Source organism: Streptomyces actinomycinicus (genome assembly GCF_016741775.1).
Classification (GTDB): Bacteria; Actinomycetota; Actinomycetes; order Streptomycetales; family Streptomycetaceae; genus Streptomyces; species Streptomyces actinomycinicus.
Genome location: NZ_JAERRK010000008.1, coordinates 268,632 through 284,978, shown reverse-complemented (window position 1 = coordinate 284,978; position 16,347 = coordinate 268,632). Strand labels below are relative to the sequence as shown.

The window sequence follows — 16,347 nt, the reverse complement described above, 5'->3', positions numbered from 1 at the left end:
CCGCGCTCCCTTCCGTTGTCCAGATTCCGTATTACGGAAGTTCGTTTCTGCGTAATGGAAGATTGCCGCCGTGTGTCGCCGCTTGTCAAGGGGGGTCCGTCACGTGGTCCGGCAGGGCTGCCCGCAGGGCCGTCCCGGGCGTTAGGTTGTGCGCGTGCGATTGAGAGTGGAGTTCACGACCGAACCGTTCGACCTGGACGAGGCGCCCGCGCACGCCCTGGCGGCGCGGGAGGTCATCGAGACGGCCCAGCTGGACGCCGTCGACGTCGGCCCGTTCGGCAACACGGCCGAGGGTGGCGCCGACCGCGTGCTCACCGCCGTGGACGCGCTGCTGCGCAAGAGCCTGGAGGCCGGTGCCACCCGGGTCTCGCTGCAGGTCAACGTGATCGGCGACGAGAGCGGGGAGGGCGATAGATGACCGGGGACGAGCCCTTCATCGCGGCCGTGAAGCCGCTGGTCGACGCCATGGGCGGGGAGATCATCCCGCCCGACGAGGCCGGCGCCGAGGACGTGGTCCTCGCCTGGGAGGGCGTCGACGTGGTCGCCGTACGCCTGCCCCAGCTGGCCGACTCCCTCGACCACATCCTCGCCGCCATGGAGCGCCGGCAGGGCCGGCCGCTGGCCGACCTGGACCGAAAGGCGAAGCAGGAGGTGGTGCGCATACTGGAGGCGCGGGGCGCCTTCGCCGTGCGCCACGGGGTGGAGACCGTGGCGAGCGCGCTCGGCGTCAGCCGCTTCACCGTCTACAACTACCTCAACCGGGAGAAGGGTGCGTAGGCGCTCGGCCGGGGGCGGCCGAGTGTGCCTCGGGGGTGCCACGGGTGTCGTCGGGCGGCTGCTGCATGGCGGTGGCTGATCGCGCCGTTCCTCGCGCCCCTTCGGGGGCTGCCGCCCCAGCCGCCGGGTCCCTCTTGTTACGCGGATTTTTCAACAAAGTGTTGACGTGGCGTTTCCGGGGGCGTTAGCTATCGGCAGCCCGTTCAGCACGAAGGCCGAATCCGGCCACGGAGGCTCCCGTGACTTCGACTTCCACGCCCCCGGGCCTGGCCCGGTTCAACGACCTGGAGGAGCCGGCGGCGCTCGCCGCCCTCCACGAGGCGTGCGCCTCCACCGAGTGGGCCAGGCGACTTCTCGCCGGCCGCCCGTACGCCACCGCGGAGGACCTTTACAACGCCGGCGACGCCGCCATGGCCGAGCTGACCACCGCGGACCTTCAGGAGGCGATGGCCGGGCACCCGCCGATCGGGCGCCCCAAGCCCGGCGACCCGACCTCCGCCCGCGAGCAGCGCGGCATGGCCGGCGCCTCCGACGAGCTGAAGACGGAGATGCTCGAACTGAACCTGGCCTACCAGGAGAAGTTCGGGCACGTCTTCCTCATCTGCGCCAGCGGCCGGACCGGCGAGCAGATGCGGGACGCGGTCAAGGAGCGGATCGGCAACTCCCCGGAGCAGGAGCGGGAGATCGTCCGCACCGAGCTGGGCAAGATCAACCGCATCCGACTGGCCCGACTCGTCGAAGAGGACGCCTGACACCATGAGCACCAGCACCACCGCCTCCGTGTCCACACACATCCTGGACACCTCGATCGGCCGCCCCGCCGAGGGCGTCGCCGTCCAGCTCGCCGCCCGCTCCGGGCGCGACAGGGACTGGCAGCCCCTCGGTGGCTCCGCGACCGACGCCGACGGCCGGTGCAAGGACCTGCCGGCGCTGCCGGAAGGGACGACCCACGTACGGCTGGACTTCGCCGTCGAGCCGTATTTCGAGAAGAAGCAAGCCGATGCGCAGCAGGACGCCCCCGCGAATCGGGACAGCGGACCCGGTGTGTTCTTCCCGGAGGTGGCGATCACGTTCGCCGTCAAGCCGGGCGAGCACTACCACGTACCGCTGCTGCTCAACCCGTTCGGCTACTCCGTTTACCGAGGGAGCTAGCTAATGCCGACCATCCTGGGACAGAACCAGTACGGCAAGGCCGAGAACCGAGTCGTAAAGATCACGCGGGACGGCGCGACCCACCACATCAAGGACCTCAACGTGTCCGTGGCGCTGAGCGGCGACCTGGAAGAGGTCCACTACTCCGGCTCGAACGCCAACTGCCTGCCGACCGACACCACCAAGAACACGGTGTACGCGTTCGCCAAGGAATACGGCATCGAGTCCGCCGAGCAGTTCGGCATCCACCTCGCCCGCCACTTCGTCACCTCGCAGGAGCCGATCCAGCGCGCCCGGATCCGGATCGAGGAGTACGCCTGGGAGCGGATCGAGACCTCCGACGCCAACTCCAAGTTCATCGGCGCCGACGAGGTCAAGCACTCCTTCGTCCGCAAGGGCCAGGAGGTCCGCGTCACCCAGATCACCTACGACGGCGAGAAGTGGGAGGTGGTCTCCGGCCTGAAGGACCTGGTCGTGATGAACTCGACCAACTCCGAGTTCTGGGGCTACATCAAGGACAAGTACACCACCCTCCAGGAGGCGTACGACCGCATCCTGGCCACCCAGGTCTCCGGCCGCTGGCGGTTCAACTGGACCGACGACGAGCAGAAGATGCCCAACTGGGAGAAGTCCTACGAGCAGGTCAAGAAGCACATGCTCCAGGCCTTCGCCGAGACGTACTCCCTCTCGCTGCAGCAGACCCTCTACCAGATGGGTTCGCGCATCATCAACAACCGCGGCGAGATCGACGAGGTCCGCTTCTCGCTGCCGAACAAGCACCACTTCCTGGTGGACCTGGAGCCGTTCGGACTCAAGAACGACAACGAGGTCTACTACGCGGCCGACCGCCCCTACGGCCTCATCGAGGCCACCATCCTGCGGGACGGCTGTGAGGCCCGTATCCCGGTCGACATGACCAACCTCTGACGCGGGACGCGCGCCCCCGCCCCCGGCCCGCCGGCCGGGGGCGCGCAACACCGGAGGGAACGAAATGGCACAGCCTGCGAAGGGGCCCGCCACAGCCCCGTGTTCCACCCCGCCGGTGCACACCGAGGACGCCGTCACGTCCGTGCACCCGGTGGACGAGAAGCTCCACTTCTCGCGGCTCGTCCCCGCCGCACTCCAGCACATCGCCGCGATGTACGCGGGCGTTGTCACTCCTCCGCTCATCATCGGCCAGGCCTGCGGACTCGACATCGCGGCCCGCACCCGGCTGATCGCCGCGAGCCTGCTCATCGCCGGCGTCGCGACCGTCCTGCAGACCATCGGCGTCAAGGGCCTCGTCGGCAACCGGCTGCCCTTCGTCAACGCCGCCTCCTCCGCCGGCATCGCCCCGATCCTCGCCATCGCCGAGACCAACGGCAAGGGCCACCAACTCCCCGCGATCTACGGCGCGGTGATGGTCGCCGGCGTCTTCTGCCTGGCGCTCGGCCCGTTCTTCGGCCGGCTGCTCCGGTACTTCCCGCCCCTGGTCACCGGCGTGGTCATCACCCTGATCGGTGTGACGCTGATGCCCGTGCCGGTGAGCTGGGCGCAGGGCGGCGACAGGACCGCCGCCGACTTCGGAGCCATGCGGCACCTCGCGCTCGCCGGGTTCACGCTCGCCGTCATCCTGCTGATCCAGCGCTTCGGCCGCGGCTTCGTCCGACAGATCGCCCTGCTCTTCGGGCTCCTCATCGGCACCCTGGCCGCGATCCCGTTCGGCATGGCCGACTTCAGCGGACTGAAGTCGGCGCCCGTCGCCGCGCTGCCCACCCCGTTCGCCTTCGGCGCGCCCGAGTTCCAGCCCGCGGCCGTCCTGTCGCTGTGCATCGTGATGCTGGTGCTGATGACCGAGTCCAGCGCCGGCATGCTCGCCCTCGGCGAGATCTGCGACCGCCGCGCCGACGCGGGAACCATCACCCGCGGCCTGCGCACCGACGGCATCGCCACCCTGCTCGGCCCGGTCTTCGGCGGCTTCCCCACCTCCGCCTTCGCACAGAACGTCGGTGTCGTCTCGCTCACCCGGGTGCGCAGCCGCTACGTCGTCGCCGTCGCGGGCGGCGCCCTGCTCGTGCTCGGTGCGTTCCCGGTCCTCGGCGCCGTCGTCTCGCTGGTCCCCATGCCGGTGCTCGGCGGCGCGGGTATCGTGCTCTTCGGCTCGATCGCCGTCAGCGGCATCCGTACGCTGTCCGGGGCGGGCCTGGACGACAGCTCCAACATCATCCTGGTGGCCGTGGCCCTCGGCGCCGGCATCATCCCGCTGGCCGCACCGGCCTTCTACGCCGACTTCCCGGCCTGGGCGCAGACCGTGCTCGGTTCCGGCATCAGCGCCGGCGCCCTCGTGGCAGTCCTGCTCAATCTGTTCTTCCACCATCTCGGCACCCGGAGCCGCCGACCGGCCCCGGCACTCGAATCGCCCTAGGGTCCTGCCGTGCCCTCCCCGTGGACACCTCCCCCTCCACGGGCCGCCACTGAAAGACAAGGAAGCACCATGGCACCATCGGCAGCCCAGCGCATCGTCATCGAGAACTGCGCCATCGCGACCGTGGACGCGGGTGACACCGAGTACGCCTCCGGGCACCTCGTCCTCGCCGGCAACCGGATCGAGTCGGTCGGCGCGGGACAGGCCCCCGAAGGCCTGGAGAACGTGGTGCGCCGGATCGACGCGAGCGGCCACCTGGCCACGCCCGGCCTGGTCAACACCCACCACCACTTCTACCAGTGGATCACCCGGGGCCTGGCCACCGACCACAACCTGTTCAACTGGCTCGTCGCGCTCTACCCCGTCTGGGCACGCATCGACGAGCAGATGACCTACGCGGCCGCGCAGGGCTCGCTCGCCATGATGGCCCGCGGCGGTGTCACGACCGCCATGGACCACCACTACGTCTTCCCGCGCGGCTGCGGCGACCTGTCCGGTTCGATCATCCGGGCCGCCGCCGAGACGGGTGTCCGCTTCACGCTGGCCCGCGGCTCGATGGACCGCGGCGAGAAGGACGGCGGCCTGCCGCCGGACTTCGCCGTCGAGACGCTGGAGGGTGCGCTCGCGGCGACCGAGGAGACCGTCAAGAAGCACCACGACGCCTCCTTCGACGCCATGACGCAGGTGGCCGTCGCCCCGTGCTCCCCGTTCTCCGTCTCCACCGAACTCATGCGCCAGGGCGCCGAGCTGGCCCGCCGGCTGGGTGTCCGGCTGCACACCCACGGCTCGGAGACCGTGGAGGAGGAGAAGTTCTGCCACGAGCTGTTCGGCATGGGCCCGACCGACTACTTCGAGTCCACGGGCTGGCTCGGTGAGGACGTGTGGATGGCGCACTGCGTCCACATGACCGACTCCGACATCGCCGCCTTCGCCCGCACCAAGACCGGTGTCGCCCACTGCCCGTCGTCCAACGCCCGCCTCGCGGCCGGCATCGCCCGCGTCCCCGACATGCTCAAGGCGGGCGTCCCGGTCGGTCTCGGCGTCGACGGCACCGCCTCCAACGAGTCCGGCGAACTCCACACCGAGCTGCGCAACGCCCTGCTGATCAACCGCCTCGGCGCCCACCGCGAGGCCGCGCTGAACGCCCGTCAGGCGCTCCGGCTCGGCACCCACGGTGGCGCCCAGGTCCTCGGTCGGGCCGGGCAGACCGGCTCGCTGGAGGCCGGGAAGCTGGCCGACCTGGTGCTGTGGAAGATGGACACGCTCGCCCACGCCTCCATCGCCGACCCGGTGACCGCCCTGGTCTTCGGCGCGGCGGCCCCGGTCACCGCGTCCTTCGTGGGCGGCCGGCAGATCGTCGAGAACGGCCGCCTGCTCACCGTCGACGAGGATGCCGTCGCGGCGAGCACCCGCGAGGAGGCCCGGCGCCTGGCACGGATCGCCGCGCAGGCCTGAACCGCGGCACGGCCGGTCCGCCCCGGGGCCGGTCCGCCGCAGAGATTTCGCAGACTCCGGCCGGGAGGGACGGCTCCCGGCCGGGACCGTGGGTCCGAGCGGGATCCACGGCAGCCGTCTCCGGGGTGTGTGCCCATGCGCGCACCCCGGAGACGGTCACCTCCGCACCGCTCACCAACCGCTCCAGCAGCCCCCGTCACGGTCCCTCCCCCCACCACTCGGCTTCGGCCCGGCAGGGAGGCACCGCGTTGCCCACCCGCACCACCTCCAGAACCCACGCCGACGAAGACGTGTTACCCGACCGGAGGAGCCGCCGTGGCCGCCCATCCCGTAGACGAGAAACTCCCCGCCCTCAAAATGGCGACCAGTGGCCTGCAGCACGTGGCTGCCATGTACGCCGGAGTCGTCGCCCCACCGCTCATCGTCGGCGCGGCCATCGGCCTGTCCGCCACCGACCTGACCTTCCTCACCGGTGCCTGCCTGTTCACCGCCGGCCTCGCCACCTTCCTCCAGACGCTCGGCATCTGGAAGATCGGTGCCAGGCTGCCCTTCGTCAACGGAGTCACCTTCGCCGGTGTCGCCCCCATGACCGCGGTCGTCGCCTCGACCGACGACAAGTCCGACGCCCTGCCGATCATCTTCGGCGCGGTCATCGTCGCCGGCCTCCTCGGCTTCCTCGCCGCTCCCTTCTTCAGCAAGGCGATCCGCTTCTTCCCGCCGGTCGTCACCGGCTCCGTGATCACCCTGATCGGCGTCTCCCTGCTGCCGGTCGCCTTCGGCTGGGCCCAGGGCCCCGACCCGAAGGCCGACGACTACGGCTCCACGACCTATCTCGCCCTCGCCGGCGCCACCTTGCTGATCGTCCTGCTGCTGCGCCGGTTCACCCGCGGTTTCGTCAAGCAGATCGCCGTCCTGCTCGGCCTGGTCGTCGGCACGCTCGTGGCGATACCGTTCGACGCCACGGACTTCGGCCCCGTCGCCCACGCCGACGTGGTGGGCTTCCCCACCCCCTTCCACTTCGGCGCCCCCCAGTTCCAGCTCGCCGCGATCCTCTCGCTGTGCGTGGTGATGGTGGTCTCGATGACGGAGTCCACGGCCGACATGCTGGCCCTGGGTGAGATCGTCGAGCGGCCCGCCGACGAGAAGACCATCGCGGCCGGCCTGCGCGCCGACACCCTCGGCTCCGCGCTCAGCCCGCTCTTCAACGGCTTCATGTGCAGCGCCTTCGCCCAGAACATCGGCCTGGTCGCGATGACCCGGATCCGCAGCCGGTACGTCGTCGCGACGGGCGGCGGCTTCCTGGTCCTGATGGGCCTGTGCCCGATGGCCGCCTCACTGATCGCGGTCGTGCCCCGCCCGGTGCTCGGCGGCGCGGGCGTCGTCCTCTTCGGATCGGTCGCCGCGAGCGGCATCCAGACCCTGGTGCGGGCCGGCCTGGACCGGGACAACAACGTCCTGATCGTCGCGGTGTCCCTCGCGGTCGGCATCATCCCGATCACCGCGCCGGAGTTCTACCACGCGTTCCCCGAGACCGCGAAGATCGTCCTGGACTCGGGCATCTCCACGGGCTGCGTCACGGCCGTCGTGCTCAACCTCCTCTTCAACCACCTCGGCAAGGGCCGTGAGGCCCAGGACGTCACCCATCCGATGGAGGCGGGGGAAGAGATCGCCGCTGTCCACTGAGGCCGGTGCCGGCTCGGCACACCGCTCACGCGGATGCCGCCACGATCACCTGCCCCCGTGCGTCACCCCGGCACCGCCGGGGTGACGCACGCGTCATGGCCGGCTCAGCAGGTGCCGCCGTTGACGCCGTCGACACGGCCGCCGAAGTCCGAGCCGTAGGCGCGCCGCCAGTCGCCGTTGTGCACCTGCCGGGTCTCCTTCGGATCCCAGTTGACGAAGCAGGCGTCCGTGCCCGCCACGAAGGAGCCCACGTTGTCGTGCAGGGCCGGCGGCAGGTCGCGGTAGCCGCTGCCGGCCGTCCACTCCCAGCTCGTGCCGTGGTAGTCGGAGCCGGAGTAGAAGCACACCGAGCCACCCGGGCACGGCGGGGGCCCCGCTTGGCCGGTGTGTGCCGCTGCCGGGCTCACGGTGGGAAGGACGACGGCTGCCACTGCCAGAACCGCTCCGGCCGACCAGACACGCAGGCGCACGCGCTGTTCTCCATTCGTGTGGATGATCAAGGACCACCAGTCTCCCGACGCCCGGGTCCGCGGCAGTACCGCCCAACGGGTGACACACCGGCCCCAAAGTCAGGGCCGCCGCGTCGCCCGGCAAGGCGTCGGCAGGGGCAGCCGGCCCGAGAAGAAGGAACGTGGCGGCACCCCCATCACGGCCCGGAAGTCGGACGTCATGTGCGACTGGTCGTAGTAGCCGGTGGTGGCGGCGACTTCGGCCCAGGGCGTGCCCGTGCCGCGGGTCAGTACCGTGCGGACGCGGTTGATGCGGGCGTACTGCTTCGGGGAGACTCCGACGCCGTCCGCGAACACGTTGCGCAACTGCCTCTCACTGAGCGCCAGTTCGCGTGCGACGTCACGGACCTGGGCAGGCGTGCGGTCGGCGCGGACCGACAGGGCCTCGGCCCCGGCCCGCAGCAGCGCCGTGTACGAGGGGTCCGCGGAGGCCGGCAGCAGCCCGGGAAGTGCCTCGGCGAGGTACGGCACCACCTCCTCGGGACCGAGCCACCGCAGTCCGGCAGCGAGCCGGCGTGCCGCACCGCCCGGCAGCACCTCCAACGGCAGGGCTGCCCCGAGGAGTTCGGCGGCGGGGACGCCCAGCAGCGGCCGGGCCGTGCCGGGCGCCAGGCGCAGTTCCACACAGGAGACGAGCGCCTTGCTCTCGTGGTACGTGGCGCGCACCCGCGGTCCCAGGACCAGTACGTCCCGGTGCCCGTCCGCCGTGACGCGCAGCACCACCCTGGGCAGGGCGTCGGGCAGCTGTACGAAGGCCTGTCCGGCCGGCCCGGTCAGGTGCGGGCTGCGCACACCGGCGATCCAGGGGCGCAGCGCCTCGGGTGTGATCAGGGCCTGCTCGGCGGTCGCGTTCGGCATTCCCCCACCGTACGGGTCCCGCGCACACGGCGGGCGGGGTCAGGTGTGCCGGATTTTCCAAGAGCCGGCCGCCCCGCCCGGGGCACCGTTGACCCATGATTCTGGTGACGGGTGCCACGGGCACCATCGGAAGTGAAGTCGTACGACAGCTCGCGGAGCGCGGCGAGAAGGTCCGGGCCCTGACCCGCGATCCGCGGAAGGCCCGGGTGTCGGCGGGCGTCGAGGCGGTCCGCGGGGACTACGGCGACCCCGGCTCCCTCGCGGACGCCATGGCAGGGGTGACGGCCGCGTTCCTCGTCGGGGTCCCGGGCCCGGCCACCGGGCACGACCGGGCGCTGGTGGCCGCGGCACGCGCGGCGGGGACGGGCCGGCTGGTCAAGCTCTCCGCCATCGGGACCGGCGAACCCGAGGTCGGCCCGTCCGGCCTGTGGCACCTGGAGGGCGAGCAGGCCGTGCGGGAGAGCGGGGCCGCTTGGACGGTCCTGCGGCCGTCGACGTTCGCGTCCAACACGCTGACCTGGCTGCCGGCGCTCAGGGCGGGGGAGCCGGTGCCCAACCTCACCGGGGACGGGGCCTCCGGGGTGATAGACCCGCGTGACGTGGCCGCGGTGGCGGTGCAGGCCCTGCTCGACGGCCGGCACTCGGGACGGACGTACACCCTGACCGGGCCCGAGGCGATCAGCGTCCCGGAGCAGGCAGCGGTGCTCGCCTCCGCTCTCGGCCGCCCGGTCCCCACGAACGACCTCTCGCCGGACGGGACCCGCGAATTCCTCCGCACCGCCTGGGGCTTCGACGACGCCCGGGCGGAGGCCGTCCTGACCGGCCTCGAGTACGTCCGCCGTGGCCGCAACGCGGTGGTCACGGCCGACGTGTCCGAGGTACTGGGCCGGGCGGCGCACACCTACCGGCAGTGGGTGCGGGACAACAGCGCGGCATTCAGCGGGAGTTGACGGGCCGGGCGACGAAGCCGGCGGCGGGCAGCCGCGTCGCCGGGGCGCGGGCGGCCGACTACGCCGAGGACCGGCCCGCAGCCGTCCGACGGCCGGGCTCCTTCGTGGGCTACAGGCCGAACAGGGACGGGTCCGCGGCCAGTTCCTCGAAGACCTCACGCGGGTCGGCGACCAGCTTGCGCTCGTCAAGCCTCAGCAGGCCGCCCACCGCGGTGACTTCGGCCGCCGGCGTGCCGTCGGTCTTGCGGATCTCCTGGCGTATGCGGAAGGTCTTGCCCTCGCCCCACTCGAATTCGCAGGTCACGTCGACCTCGTCCCCGGCGAGCAGTTCGCGCTGGTAGCGGATCGTCGTCTCGAGCGCCACCGGGCCCACCCCCCGGCCCACGAGCCCGGCCTGACTGATCCCGGCCGCCTGGAGCAGCGACCAGCGGGCGTGCTCCGCGTAGTTGAGGTACACCGCCTGGTTGAGGTGTCCCTGCGTGTCGGTCTCGTAGCCGCGGACGGTCACACGGACGGAAAACGGTTCGGCCACTGCTTGCCTCTCTCGCGTGCGGAACTCCGGTCGACCGATCCTGACATGCCGGTCAGGCGCGGCGCGGCGAGGCCAGCAGATAGCGGGCTCTCGTCCGCGGCTCGGTGTACTCGCCCGCCTGCCAGCCGGCCCGCTCCAGCGTCGCCGCGCAGGCCGCCAGCGTCTCCCCGTCCGGCGCGTACACGGCGACGGCCTCCGGCTGCGGGGTCGCCCGGACCCGGTAACCACCCGCGGCCCGCCCCGTGGAGCGGCCCTCCCCAGTGGAGCCATTCTCCCTGGTGGAGCGGTCCTCCCTGGTGGAGCGGTCCTCCCCGGTGGAGTGGTCTCCGGCGGCGGGGCGGTGTCCGGCCGCCTCCAGTGCGAGCGCCGCGGCCCGCACCAGATGCGTCCGCTCCCAGCCGCACGGCCGGTCCACGGCACCGTCGGGATTCGTCATCCGGCGCAGCTCGAGCAGCCCCTGCCAGGCACTGTGCACCTCGCGCCGCCGGGCCGGCCCCGGCTCGGCCGCTTCCTCCTCGCCGCCCACGCGCGCCGTGAAAACGCCGGTGTCCGGCGCGGGTCCGGCCGGCACCTCGGGAACCGCCTCACGTATGCGATGGCCGGCCGGGGTGAGGAAGTGGTCGTGCGGCGGCCGGGGATGCCGGAAGGCCAGTCCCCGCTTCACCAGTGCCGCGAGCTGGGACTCCGTACCGCGCAGCCGACCGGTGACCGGGTCGGCGGCCTCGATCACCCGGCGCTGTGCTGCCGTCGGCGTTCGGGACACGGCTGTTCTCCTTCCGACGCCGTCCTCCGTCGCGGGCCACCACCACTGGACGACCCACTCGAAGCGTACGAGCGAGGACTGACAACACCCCGGCCCCCGCCCCGGCCCCGGCCGCGTCCGCCCCGCCGACCCTGCGGCCAGCCCCAGCCCCAGCCCCAGCCCCAGCCCCGGCCCCAGCCCCGGCCCCGGCCGCGTGCGCCCCGCCGGCCCTGCGGCCGCCCCGGAGGCCGGACGGCGCCGGGGGTGCTCTCAGGTCCGGCCCTCCTCCGGCCGGATGTTCCACCCCGCCACCACCGGGCGTCCGTGCTCCGTGCCGAGGCGGCACAGGGTGCCCGTCGCGAGCTGGAAGAGGGCGCCGTGCTGGGGGTGGAGGCCCAGGCGGCGGGCGGTGAGCACGCGGAGGAAGTGACCGTGGGCGATCAGTACGACGGCGCCCTCCGTATGGGCGAGGGCGGCGTCCACCTTGGCCAGCATCCGGTCGGCGCGCTCTCCGACCTGCTCCGGTGTCTCACCCGGGTGGTCCGGCGGGCCCGGCGCGACCCCGTCCGTGAAGAGGAACCAGCCGGGCCGTTCCCGCTGGATCTCCACGGTGGTCACGCCCTCGTAGCCGCCGTAGTCCCACTCGCGCAGGTCGGCGTCGACGCGTGCGTCCGGGACGCCGATGAGCTGCGCGGTCTCCCGGGCACGCTGCAACGGGCTGACGAACGCCGCCCCGATCCGGTGCGAGCGGACCAACGGCACCAGCCGGCGTGCCTCCTCCCGTCCGTGCTCGGTGAGGGGCACGTCGGTCGAGCCGGTGTGCCGGCCGGACCGCGACCACTCGGTCTCACCGTGCCGGACGAGGAAGAGATCACCCATGGACGGCAGGGTGTCACAGGGGCACGGCCGCACGCAGGACGGGGTGCGCCAGACGGCCGTTCTCCCGGGGAGGCGCCCGCTCTCGAGGGGAACGCGAACGGGCGCCGCGCGCAGCCGTGGGCGATGCCGGCCCCCGCGTCGGTGAAGCCGGCCCCCGGTTCGGCGCTCCCGGTCGGCACTCCCGGTCTCCGGGTCGGTGAAGCCGGCCCCGGGTCGGCCCGGTCCGGATCGGCGATGCCGGTCCCCGGTTCGGCGTTCCCGGTCTCCGGGTCGGTGAAGCCGGTCCCCGGTTCGGCGCTCCGGGGTCTCCGGGTCGGTGAAGCCGGCCCCGGGTCGGCCCGGTCCGGATCGGCGATGCCGATCCCCCGTTCGGCGTTCCCGGTCCCGATCGGCGATGCCGGTCCCCCGTTCGGCGAAGCCGGGCGAGACGGTCGCGCCGCTGACGGTCAGGTGCCGGGATGGACCAGTGTGTACTCGGTGCCGAGGGACTTGGTGCCGGTGCCGGCGTACAGCGTGGTCTCGCCGTCGGACCAGCGCACGACCAGGTCGTCGGCGCGGCTGCCGGAACGGAGGCCGCCGGCGGTCATCACCTGGGCGTGCTTCCACAGACCGTTCGGACCGCGCACCCGGGTCCTGGTGCCGAGCCCCGCGGCAGAGAGGTCCGTGTAGGTGTCGAGGGAGCCGTCCGACCAGCGCACGAACAGGTCCCCGGCGCCCGTGCCGCCGAAGTCGCCGCCGGTCAGCAGGGTCGCCTTGGTCCAGGTGCCGTTCGCCCCGACGAGCCGTGTGCCGGTGCCGAAGCCGCCGGCACCGACCCCGGTGTACAGCGTCAGCGAGCCGTCGGACCGCCGGACCAGCAGGCCGGTGCCCTGGTCGTCGGCGAAGGGGCCGGTGGCGAACTGGACGGCGTTCTTCCACGCGGAGCCGGGCGGCGCCATCCGGACCTCGCGGCCGAGGCCGGACGGGCCGGGCTGCGGGTAGAGGGTGACCTCGCCGTCGGACCAGCGCACCAGCAGCGCGGACCGGGTGCCGCCCGCGAAGGCGCCGCCGGTGACGGTCCTGGCGTGGGTCCAGGTCGAGTTGGCCTTGCGCAGCTGCTTCTCGGCCCCGAACCCGCCCTTGCCGTCTCCGGGGTACAGGGTGACGGCGCCGTCGGACCAGACGACGAGCAGATCGCCGTGCCGGTCGCCGGTGTACTCGCCGGTCGCCGTGAGCGCGGCCTTGCGCCAGCGTGCCGCGCCGCCGGGCAAGGTGCCCTTCAGACCCCGGTACGGGGGCAGGTCGGCGGGCGGGGCCTGATCGGTGACGGCGTTCGCGAGGAGGTTCGCGGCTTCGGCGCCGAAGGTGGTCGCGTAGCTGATGTAGTCGACGTTGGCGTCGTTGCCGCCGCCGTTGTAGCCGCCGAGGTTGCCGATGACGTGTCCGCTGCGGGCGTCGTCCTTGTAGTCGGTGATCCAGGGGCTGCCGGAGACCCCGCCGTAGTAGCCGCCGCAGGTCATCGACATCTGCCGGTAGCCGCGCAATTGCTTGGTCGGCACCGTGCACTTGACGGCGCGTCCGGCGCCGTTGTGCCGGTAGGAGGGGTAGCCGACGACGGTGACGCCCCGGTGCGTGTAACCGGTGGGCCGGGTGAAGGTCAGTCCGCCGCCCACCGCGTCCTGGAGGGACTTGCCCTGCTGGTTGGCCGAGACCCGGGCGAACGCGGTGTCCAGGTCGGACGCGGCCTTCTTGGTGGTCGTGGAGCCGCGGTCGGGCACGTACCGGGGGTCGATGAAGATCCGCTGGATGTGGAAGATGCCGTACGGCTGCCGGTCGGGGGCCGCGCCCTTCACGAACTTCGGGACGAAGATGTAGTCGCTCTTCATGTTCAGCGCGCAGTGCGCCGCGGTGAGCACGATGTCGCGGGCCCGGGTGTCGATCACGCTGCCGGTGCAGTGCCAGGTGGTGCCGCGCGGCCCGTCCGACCCGAAGAACGTGCCGACCAGCCGCGTGCCCTTGAACAGCGTGCCCTTGGGCCGGGCCGCGGCCGCGGCCGACGTGCCCGGTGCCGCGGGCGTGTCGCGCACCGTGTCCAGCGGCCGGGCGTCGGCCATGCGCTGCGCGGTCCAGAACTGCGCGGCCTGCCGTGCCTCCTGCCCGGCCCGGGCCCCGGACGGTGCGGGCGCGTCGGCCCGGGCGGCCGGGGCCGCGAGGCCGAGCAGCGCCGCGCACACGACGGCGACGGCCGTACGGCGTTGTCCGTACGAGAACACTGATGCTCCCCCTGATCTGCATGGTCTGCCGGGACCGGACCGGTGGTCTGCCGGCACGGACCGGTCGTCTGCCGGAACCGGACCAGGGGGGGCGGGCGGTGCGGCGCTGGTCGGGCGCGCACCGGCGGCTCATGGGCCCGTTCCACGCGCAGCCCCCGGTCGTCTGCCGGGTGATCTTCGCACACCTGAGCGAAACGAGCCACGTGGGCTACTGCCGGTACCCGCCCAGGAACCGGCCGATCCGGCCGATCGCCGCCTCCAGGTCGTCGGCGTGCGGCAGGGTGAGGATGCGGAAGTGGTCGGGGGAGGGCCAGTTGAAACCGGTGCCCTGGACGACCTGGATCTTCTCGCGCAGCAGCAGGTCCAGGACGAACTTCTCGTCGTCGTGGATCGCGTGCACCTTGGGGTCGATGCGCGGGAACGCGTACAGCGCGCCCTTGGGCTTGACGCAGGACACGCCCGGGATCTCGTTCAGCTTCTCCCAGGCCACGTTCCGCTGCTCGTGCAACCGGCCACCGGGCAGGGTCAGTTCGCGGATGGACTGGCGTCCGCCGAGCGCGGCCTGGATGGCGTACTGGGCGGGCGCGTTGGCGCACAGCCGCATGGAGGCCAGCATGGTCAGGCCCTCCAGGTAGTCCTTGGCGTGCTGCCTGGGGCCGGTGACCACCAGCCAGCCGGACCGGAAGCCGGCCACCCGGTAGGTCTTGGACAGACCGCAGAAGGTGAGCACCACCAGGTCCGGGGCGAGCGCCGCGGCCGAGTGGTGGACGGCGTCGTCGTACAGGATCTGGTCGTAGATCTCGTCGGCGAACACCATGAGCCCGTGCCGGCGGGCCAGGTCGAGGATGCCTTCCACGACCTCCTTCGGATAGACCGCGCCGGTCGGGTTGTTGGGGTTGATGATGACCACGGCCTTGGTGCGGTCGGTGATCTTCGACGCCATGTCGGCCAGGTCCGGGTTCCAGTCGGCCTGTTCGTCGCAGAGGTAGTGCACCGCCTTGCCGCCGGCGAGGGTCGTGACGGCCGTCCACAGCGGGAAGTCCGGCGCGGGGACGAGGATCTCGTCGCCGTCCTCGACCAGTGCCTGTACGGCCATGGAGACCAGCTCCGAGACGCCGTTGCCGAGGAACACGTCGTCGACGTCCACCGCCAGGCCCAGCGTCTGGTAGCGCTGGGCGACCGCGCGACGGGCGGAGAGGACGCCGCGCGAGTCCGTGTAGCCGTGGGCCCGCGGCAGCATCCGGATCATGTCCTGGAGGATCTCCTCGGGCGCCTCGAAGCCGAAGGCCGCGGGGTTGCCGGTGTTCAGGCGCAGCACACTGTGCCCCGCCTCCTCCAGTGCGTTGGCGTGCTCGATCACCGGGCCGCGGATCTCGTAACACACTTCACTGAGCTTGTTGGACTGCCGGAACTCCATGCGCCCCTCCGGGAACTCGTGTTACTTGGTTTTACCAAGTGAGAGCTTGGAAAGTCCAACAACATGTCTAGACTGCGTCGCATGCCACCTCGCCGAAGCTACGACCAGTACTGCTCCGCAGCGCGCGCCCTCGACCTCGTCGGCGACCGCTGGACCCTGCTGATCGTCCGGGAGCTGCTCGCAGGGCCCCGCCGGTACACGGACCTGCACGCGGACCTGCCCGGCGTGAGCACGGACGTACTCGCCTCACGGCTCAAGGACATGGAGCGCGACGGCCTCGCGACCCGCCGTCGCCTGCCCCCGCCGGGCGCCGCGTACGTCTACGAACTCACCTCGCGGGGGCATGAGTTGCTGCCCGTGCTGCAGGCACTGGGCCGGTGGGGCGAGGCGGAGCTGGGCGACCGCAGGCCCACCGACGCGGTCCGCGCCCACTGGTTCGCACTGCCGCTGCTGCGGGCCCTCGAGGGCGAGGGAACCGTGGAAGTGCACCTGGAGGAGGGCGACTTCCATCTGCACGTCGGCGCCGGGAACGGCCCGTTCTACGCCGACGGCCTCGCGCCCCACGGGGCCGACGCACGGCTGACGATGGACGCGGAGACCTGTGCGGCCGTCGCACGCGGCGAGCTGGACCTGCCGGCGGCGATCCGCGACGGCCGCGTGACGGTGACGGGCGACACCACACTGGCCAAGTCCCTGCACGAGGCATGACCCCGCCGACGCCGGCCGGACCCGTCGGC

The 16,347-nt window shown here is 72.1% G+C and carries 17 protein-coding genes; 10 read left to right on the top strand and 7 right to left on the bottom strand.

Going from position 1 to position 16,347, the window contains the following annotated elements; genetic code table 11:
• Positions 1-154 precede the first annotated feature (154 nt).
• The 8 genes from JK359_RS19000 (at position 155) to JK359_RS18965 (ending at position 7,471) form a co-directional block, all read left to right on the top strand.
• On the top strand, positions 155-418 hold the full coding sequence (locus JK359_RS19000; protein ID WP_201837057.1) for a YkoF family thiamine-binding protein: 264 nt from the start codon (positions 155-157) through the stop codon (positions 416-418).
• Positions 415-777 (top strand): helix-turn-helix domain-containing protein, encoded by a 363-nt coding sequence (locus tag JK359_RS18995; protein ID WP_201837055.1) that lies wholly within the window; start codon positions 415-417, stop codon positions 775-777. The genes JK359_RS19000 and JK359_RS18995 overlap by 4 nt, the downstream gene beginning before the upstream one ends.
• A gap of 239 nt (positions 778-1,016) precedes the next feature.
• Positions 1,017-1,529, top strand: a complete 513-nt coding sequence (gene uraD / locus JK359_RS18990; RefSeq protein ID WP_201837053.1) for a 2-oxo-4-hydroxy-4-carboxy-5-ureidoimidazoline decarboxylase — start codon at positions 1,017-1,019, stop codon at positions 1,527-1,529.
• Between the two features lie 4 nt (positions 1,530-1,533).
• Complete coding sequence (gene uraH / locus JK359_RS18985; protein WP_201837051.1) at positions 1,534-1,929, top strand: hydroxyisourate hydrolase; 396 nt, start codon at positions 1,534-1,536, stop codon at positions 1,927-1,929.
• Between the two features lie 3 nt (positions 1,930-1,932).
• Positions 1,933-2,856 carry a factor-independent urate hydroxylase gene (gene pucL / locus JK359_RS18980; protein WP_201837049.1) on the top strand — a complete coding sequence of 308 codons (924 nt, stop codon included), beginning with the start codon at positions 1,933-1,935 and terminating at the stop codon, positions 2,854-2,856.
• 64 nt (positions 2,857-2,920) lie between these two features.
• Positions 2,921-4,333, top strand: a complete 1,413-nt coding sequence (locus JK359_RS18975) for a nucleobase:cation symporter-2 family protein (protein ID WP_201837048.1) — start codon at positions 2,921-2,923, stop codon at positions 4,331-4,333.
• A gap of 69 nt (positions 4,334-4,402) precedes the next feature.
• The gene (locus tag JK359_RS18970) at positions 4,403-5,788 is read left to right on the top strand and encodes an 8-oxoguanine deaminase (protein WP_201837046.1); all 1,386 of its coding nucleotides are present in this window, start codon (positions 4,403-4,405) and stop codon (positions 5,786-5,788) included.
• A 315-nt stretch (positions 5,789-6,103) separates the two neighbouring features.
• Complete coding sequence (locus JK359_RS18965; RefSeq protein WP_201837045.1) at positions 6,104-7,471, top strand: nucleobase:cation symporter-2 family protein; 1,368 nt, start codon at positions 6,104-6,106, stop codon at positions 7,469-7,471.
• 104 nt (positions 7,472-7,575) lie between these two features.
• Here JK359_RS18965 and JK359_RS18960 read toward each other — a convergent pair whose 3' ends face one another.
• Both JK359_RS18960 and JK359_RS18955 read right to left on the bottom strand, forming a co-directional pair.
• Entirely contained in the window at positions 7,576-7,878 is a 303-nt protein-coding gene (locus JK359_RS18960; RefSeq protein WP_307788179.1) for a peptidase inhibitor family I36 protein, read from the bottom strand.
• Between the two features lie 162 nt (positions 7,879-8,040).
• On the bottom strand, positions 8,041-8,838 hold the full coding sequence (locus JK359_RS18955; RefSeq protein ID WP_201837043.1) for an AraC family transcriptional regulator: 798 nt from the start codon (positions 8,836-8,838) through the stop codon (positions 8,041-8,043).
• A gap of 95 nt (positions 8,839-8,933) precedes the next feature.
• Between JK359_RS18955 and JK359_RS18950 the strand changes: the two genes are divergently transcribed.
• Positions 8,934-9,788 carry an NAD(P)H-binding protein gene (locus JK359_RS18950; RefSeq protein ID WP_201837041.1) on the top strand — a complete coding sequence of 285 codons (855 nt, stop codon included), beginning with the start codon at positions 8,934-8,936 and terminating at the stop codon, positions 9,786-9,788.
• 109 nt (positions 9,789-9,897) lie between these two features.
• Here JK359_RS18950 and JK359_RS18945 read toward each other — a convergent pair whose 3' ends face one another.
• From JK359_RS18945 to JK359_RS18925, 5 genes are all read right to left on the bottom strand, one after another.
• On the bottom strand, positions 9,898-10,320 hold the full coding sequence (locus tag JK359_RS18945) for an acyl-CoA thioesterase (RefSeq protein WP_201837039.1): 423 nt from the start codon (positions 10,318-10,320) through the stop codon (positions 9,898-9,900).
• Between the two features lie 52 nt (positions 10,321-10,372).
• Positions 10,373-11,083, bottom strand: a complete 711-nt coding sequence (locus tag JK359_RS18940) for a hypothetical protein (protein WP_201837038.1) — start codon at positions 11,081-11,083, stop codon at positions 10,373-10,375.
• Positions 11,084-11,332: 249 nt separating this feature from the next.
• Complete coding sequence (locus JK359_RS18935; protein WP_201837037.1) at positions 11,333-11,941, bottom strand: histidine phosphatase family protein; 609 nt, start codon at positions 11,939-11,941, stop codon at positions 11,333-11,335.
• Between the two features lie 446 nt (positions 11,942-12,387).
• Positions 12,388-14,193 carry a trypsin-like serine peptidase gene (locus tag JK359_RS18930; RefSeq protein WP_307788175.1) on the bottom strand — a complete coding sequence of 602 codons (1,806 nt, stop codon included), beginning with the start codon at positions 14,191-14,193 and terminating at the stop codon, positions 12,388-12,390.
• A 208-nt stretch (positions 14,194-14,401) separates the two neighbouring features.
• A complete protein-coding gene (locus tag JK359_RS18925; protein WP_201837036.1) occupies positions 14,402-15,610 on the bottom strand; it encodes a pyridoxal phosphate-dependent aminotransferase in 1,209 nt (402 codons plus the stop codon).
• 81 nt (positions 15,611-15,691) lie between these two features.
• On the opposite strand from JK359_RS18925, the gene JK359_RS18920 reads away from it, so the two are divergent.
• Entirely contained in the window at positions 15,692-16,318 is a 627-nt protein-coding gene (locus JK359_RS18920) for a winged helix-turn-helix transcriptional regulator (RefSeq protein WP_201837035.1), read from the top strand.
• Positions 16,319-16,347 lie beyond the last annotated feature (29 nt).

Coding starts and splice junctions, on each gene's coding strand:
- JK359_RS18995 (WP_201837055.1), top strand. CDS start 415: ATGACCGGGGACGAGCCCTTCATCGCGGCCGTGAAGCCGCTGGTCGAC.
- uraH (WP_201837051.1), top strand. CDS start 1,534: ATGAGCACCAGCACCACCGCCTCCGTGTCCACACACATCCTGGACACC.
- pucL (WP_201837049.1), top strand. CDS start 1,933: ATGCCGACCATCCTGGGACAGAACCAGTACGGCAAGGCCGAGAACCGA.
- JK359_RS18975 (WP_201837048.1), top strand. CDS start 2,921: ATGGCACAGCCTGCGAAGGGGCCCGCCACAGCCCCGTGTTCCACCCCG.
- JK359_RS18970 (WP_201837046.1), top strand. CDS start 4,403: ATGGCACCATCGGCAGCCCAGCGCATCGTCATCGAGAACTGCGCCATC.
- JK359_RS18955 (WP_201837043.1), bottom strand. CDS start 8,838: ATGCCGAACGCGACCGCCGAGCAGGCCCTGATCACACCCGAGGCGCTG.
- JK359_RS18950 (WP_201837041.1), top strand. CDS start 8,934: ATGATTCTGGTGACGGGTGCCACGGGCACCATCGGAAGTGAAGTCGTA.
- JK359_RS18935 (WP_201837037.1), bottom strand. CDS start 11,941: ATGGGTGATCTCTTCCTCGTCCGGCACGGTGAGACCGAGTGGTCGCGG.
- JK359_RS18925 (WP_201837036.1), bottom strand. CDS start 15,610: ATGGAGTTCCGGCAGTCCAACAAGCTCAGTGAAGTGTGTTACGAGATC.
- JK359_RS18920 (WP_201837035.1), top strand. CDS start 15,692: ATGCCACCTCGCCGAAGCTACGACCAGTACTGCTCCGCAGCGCGCGCC.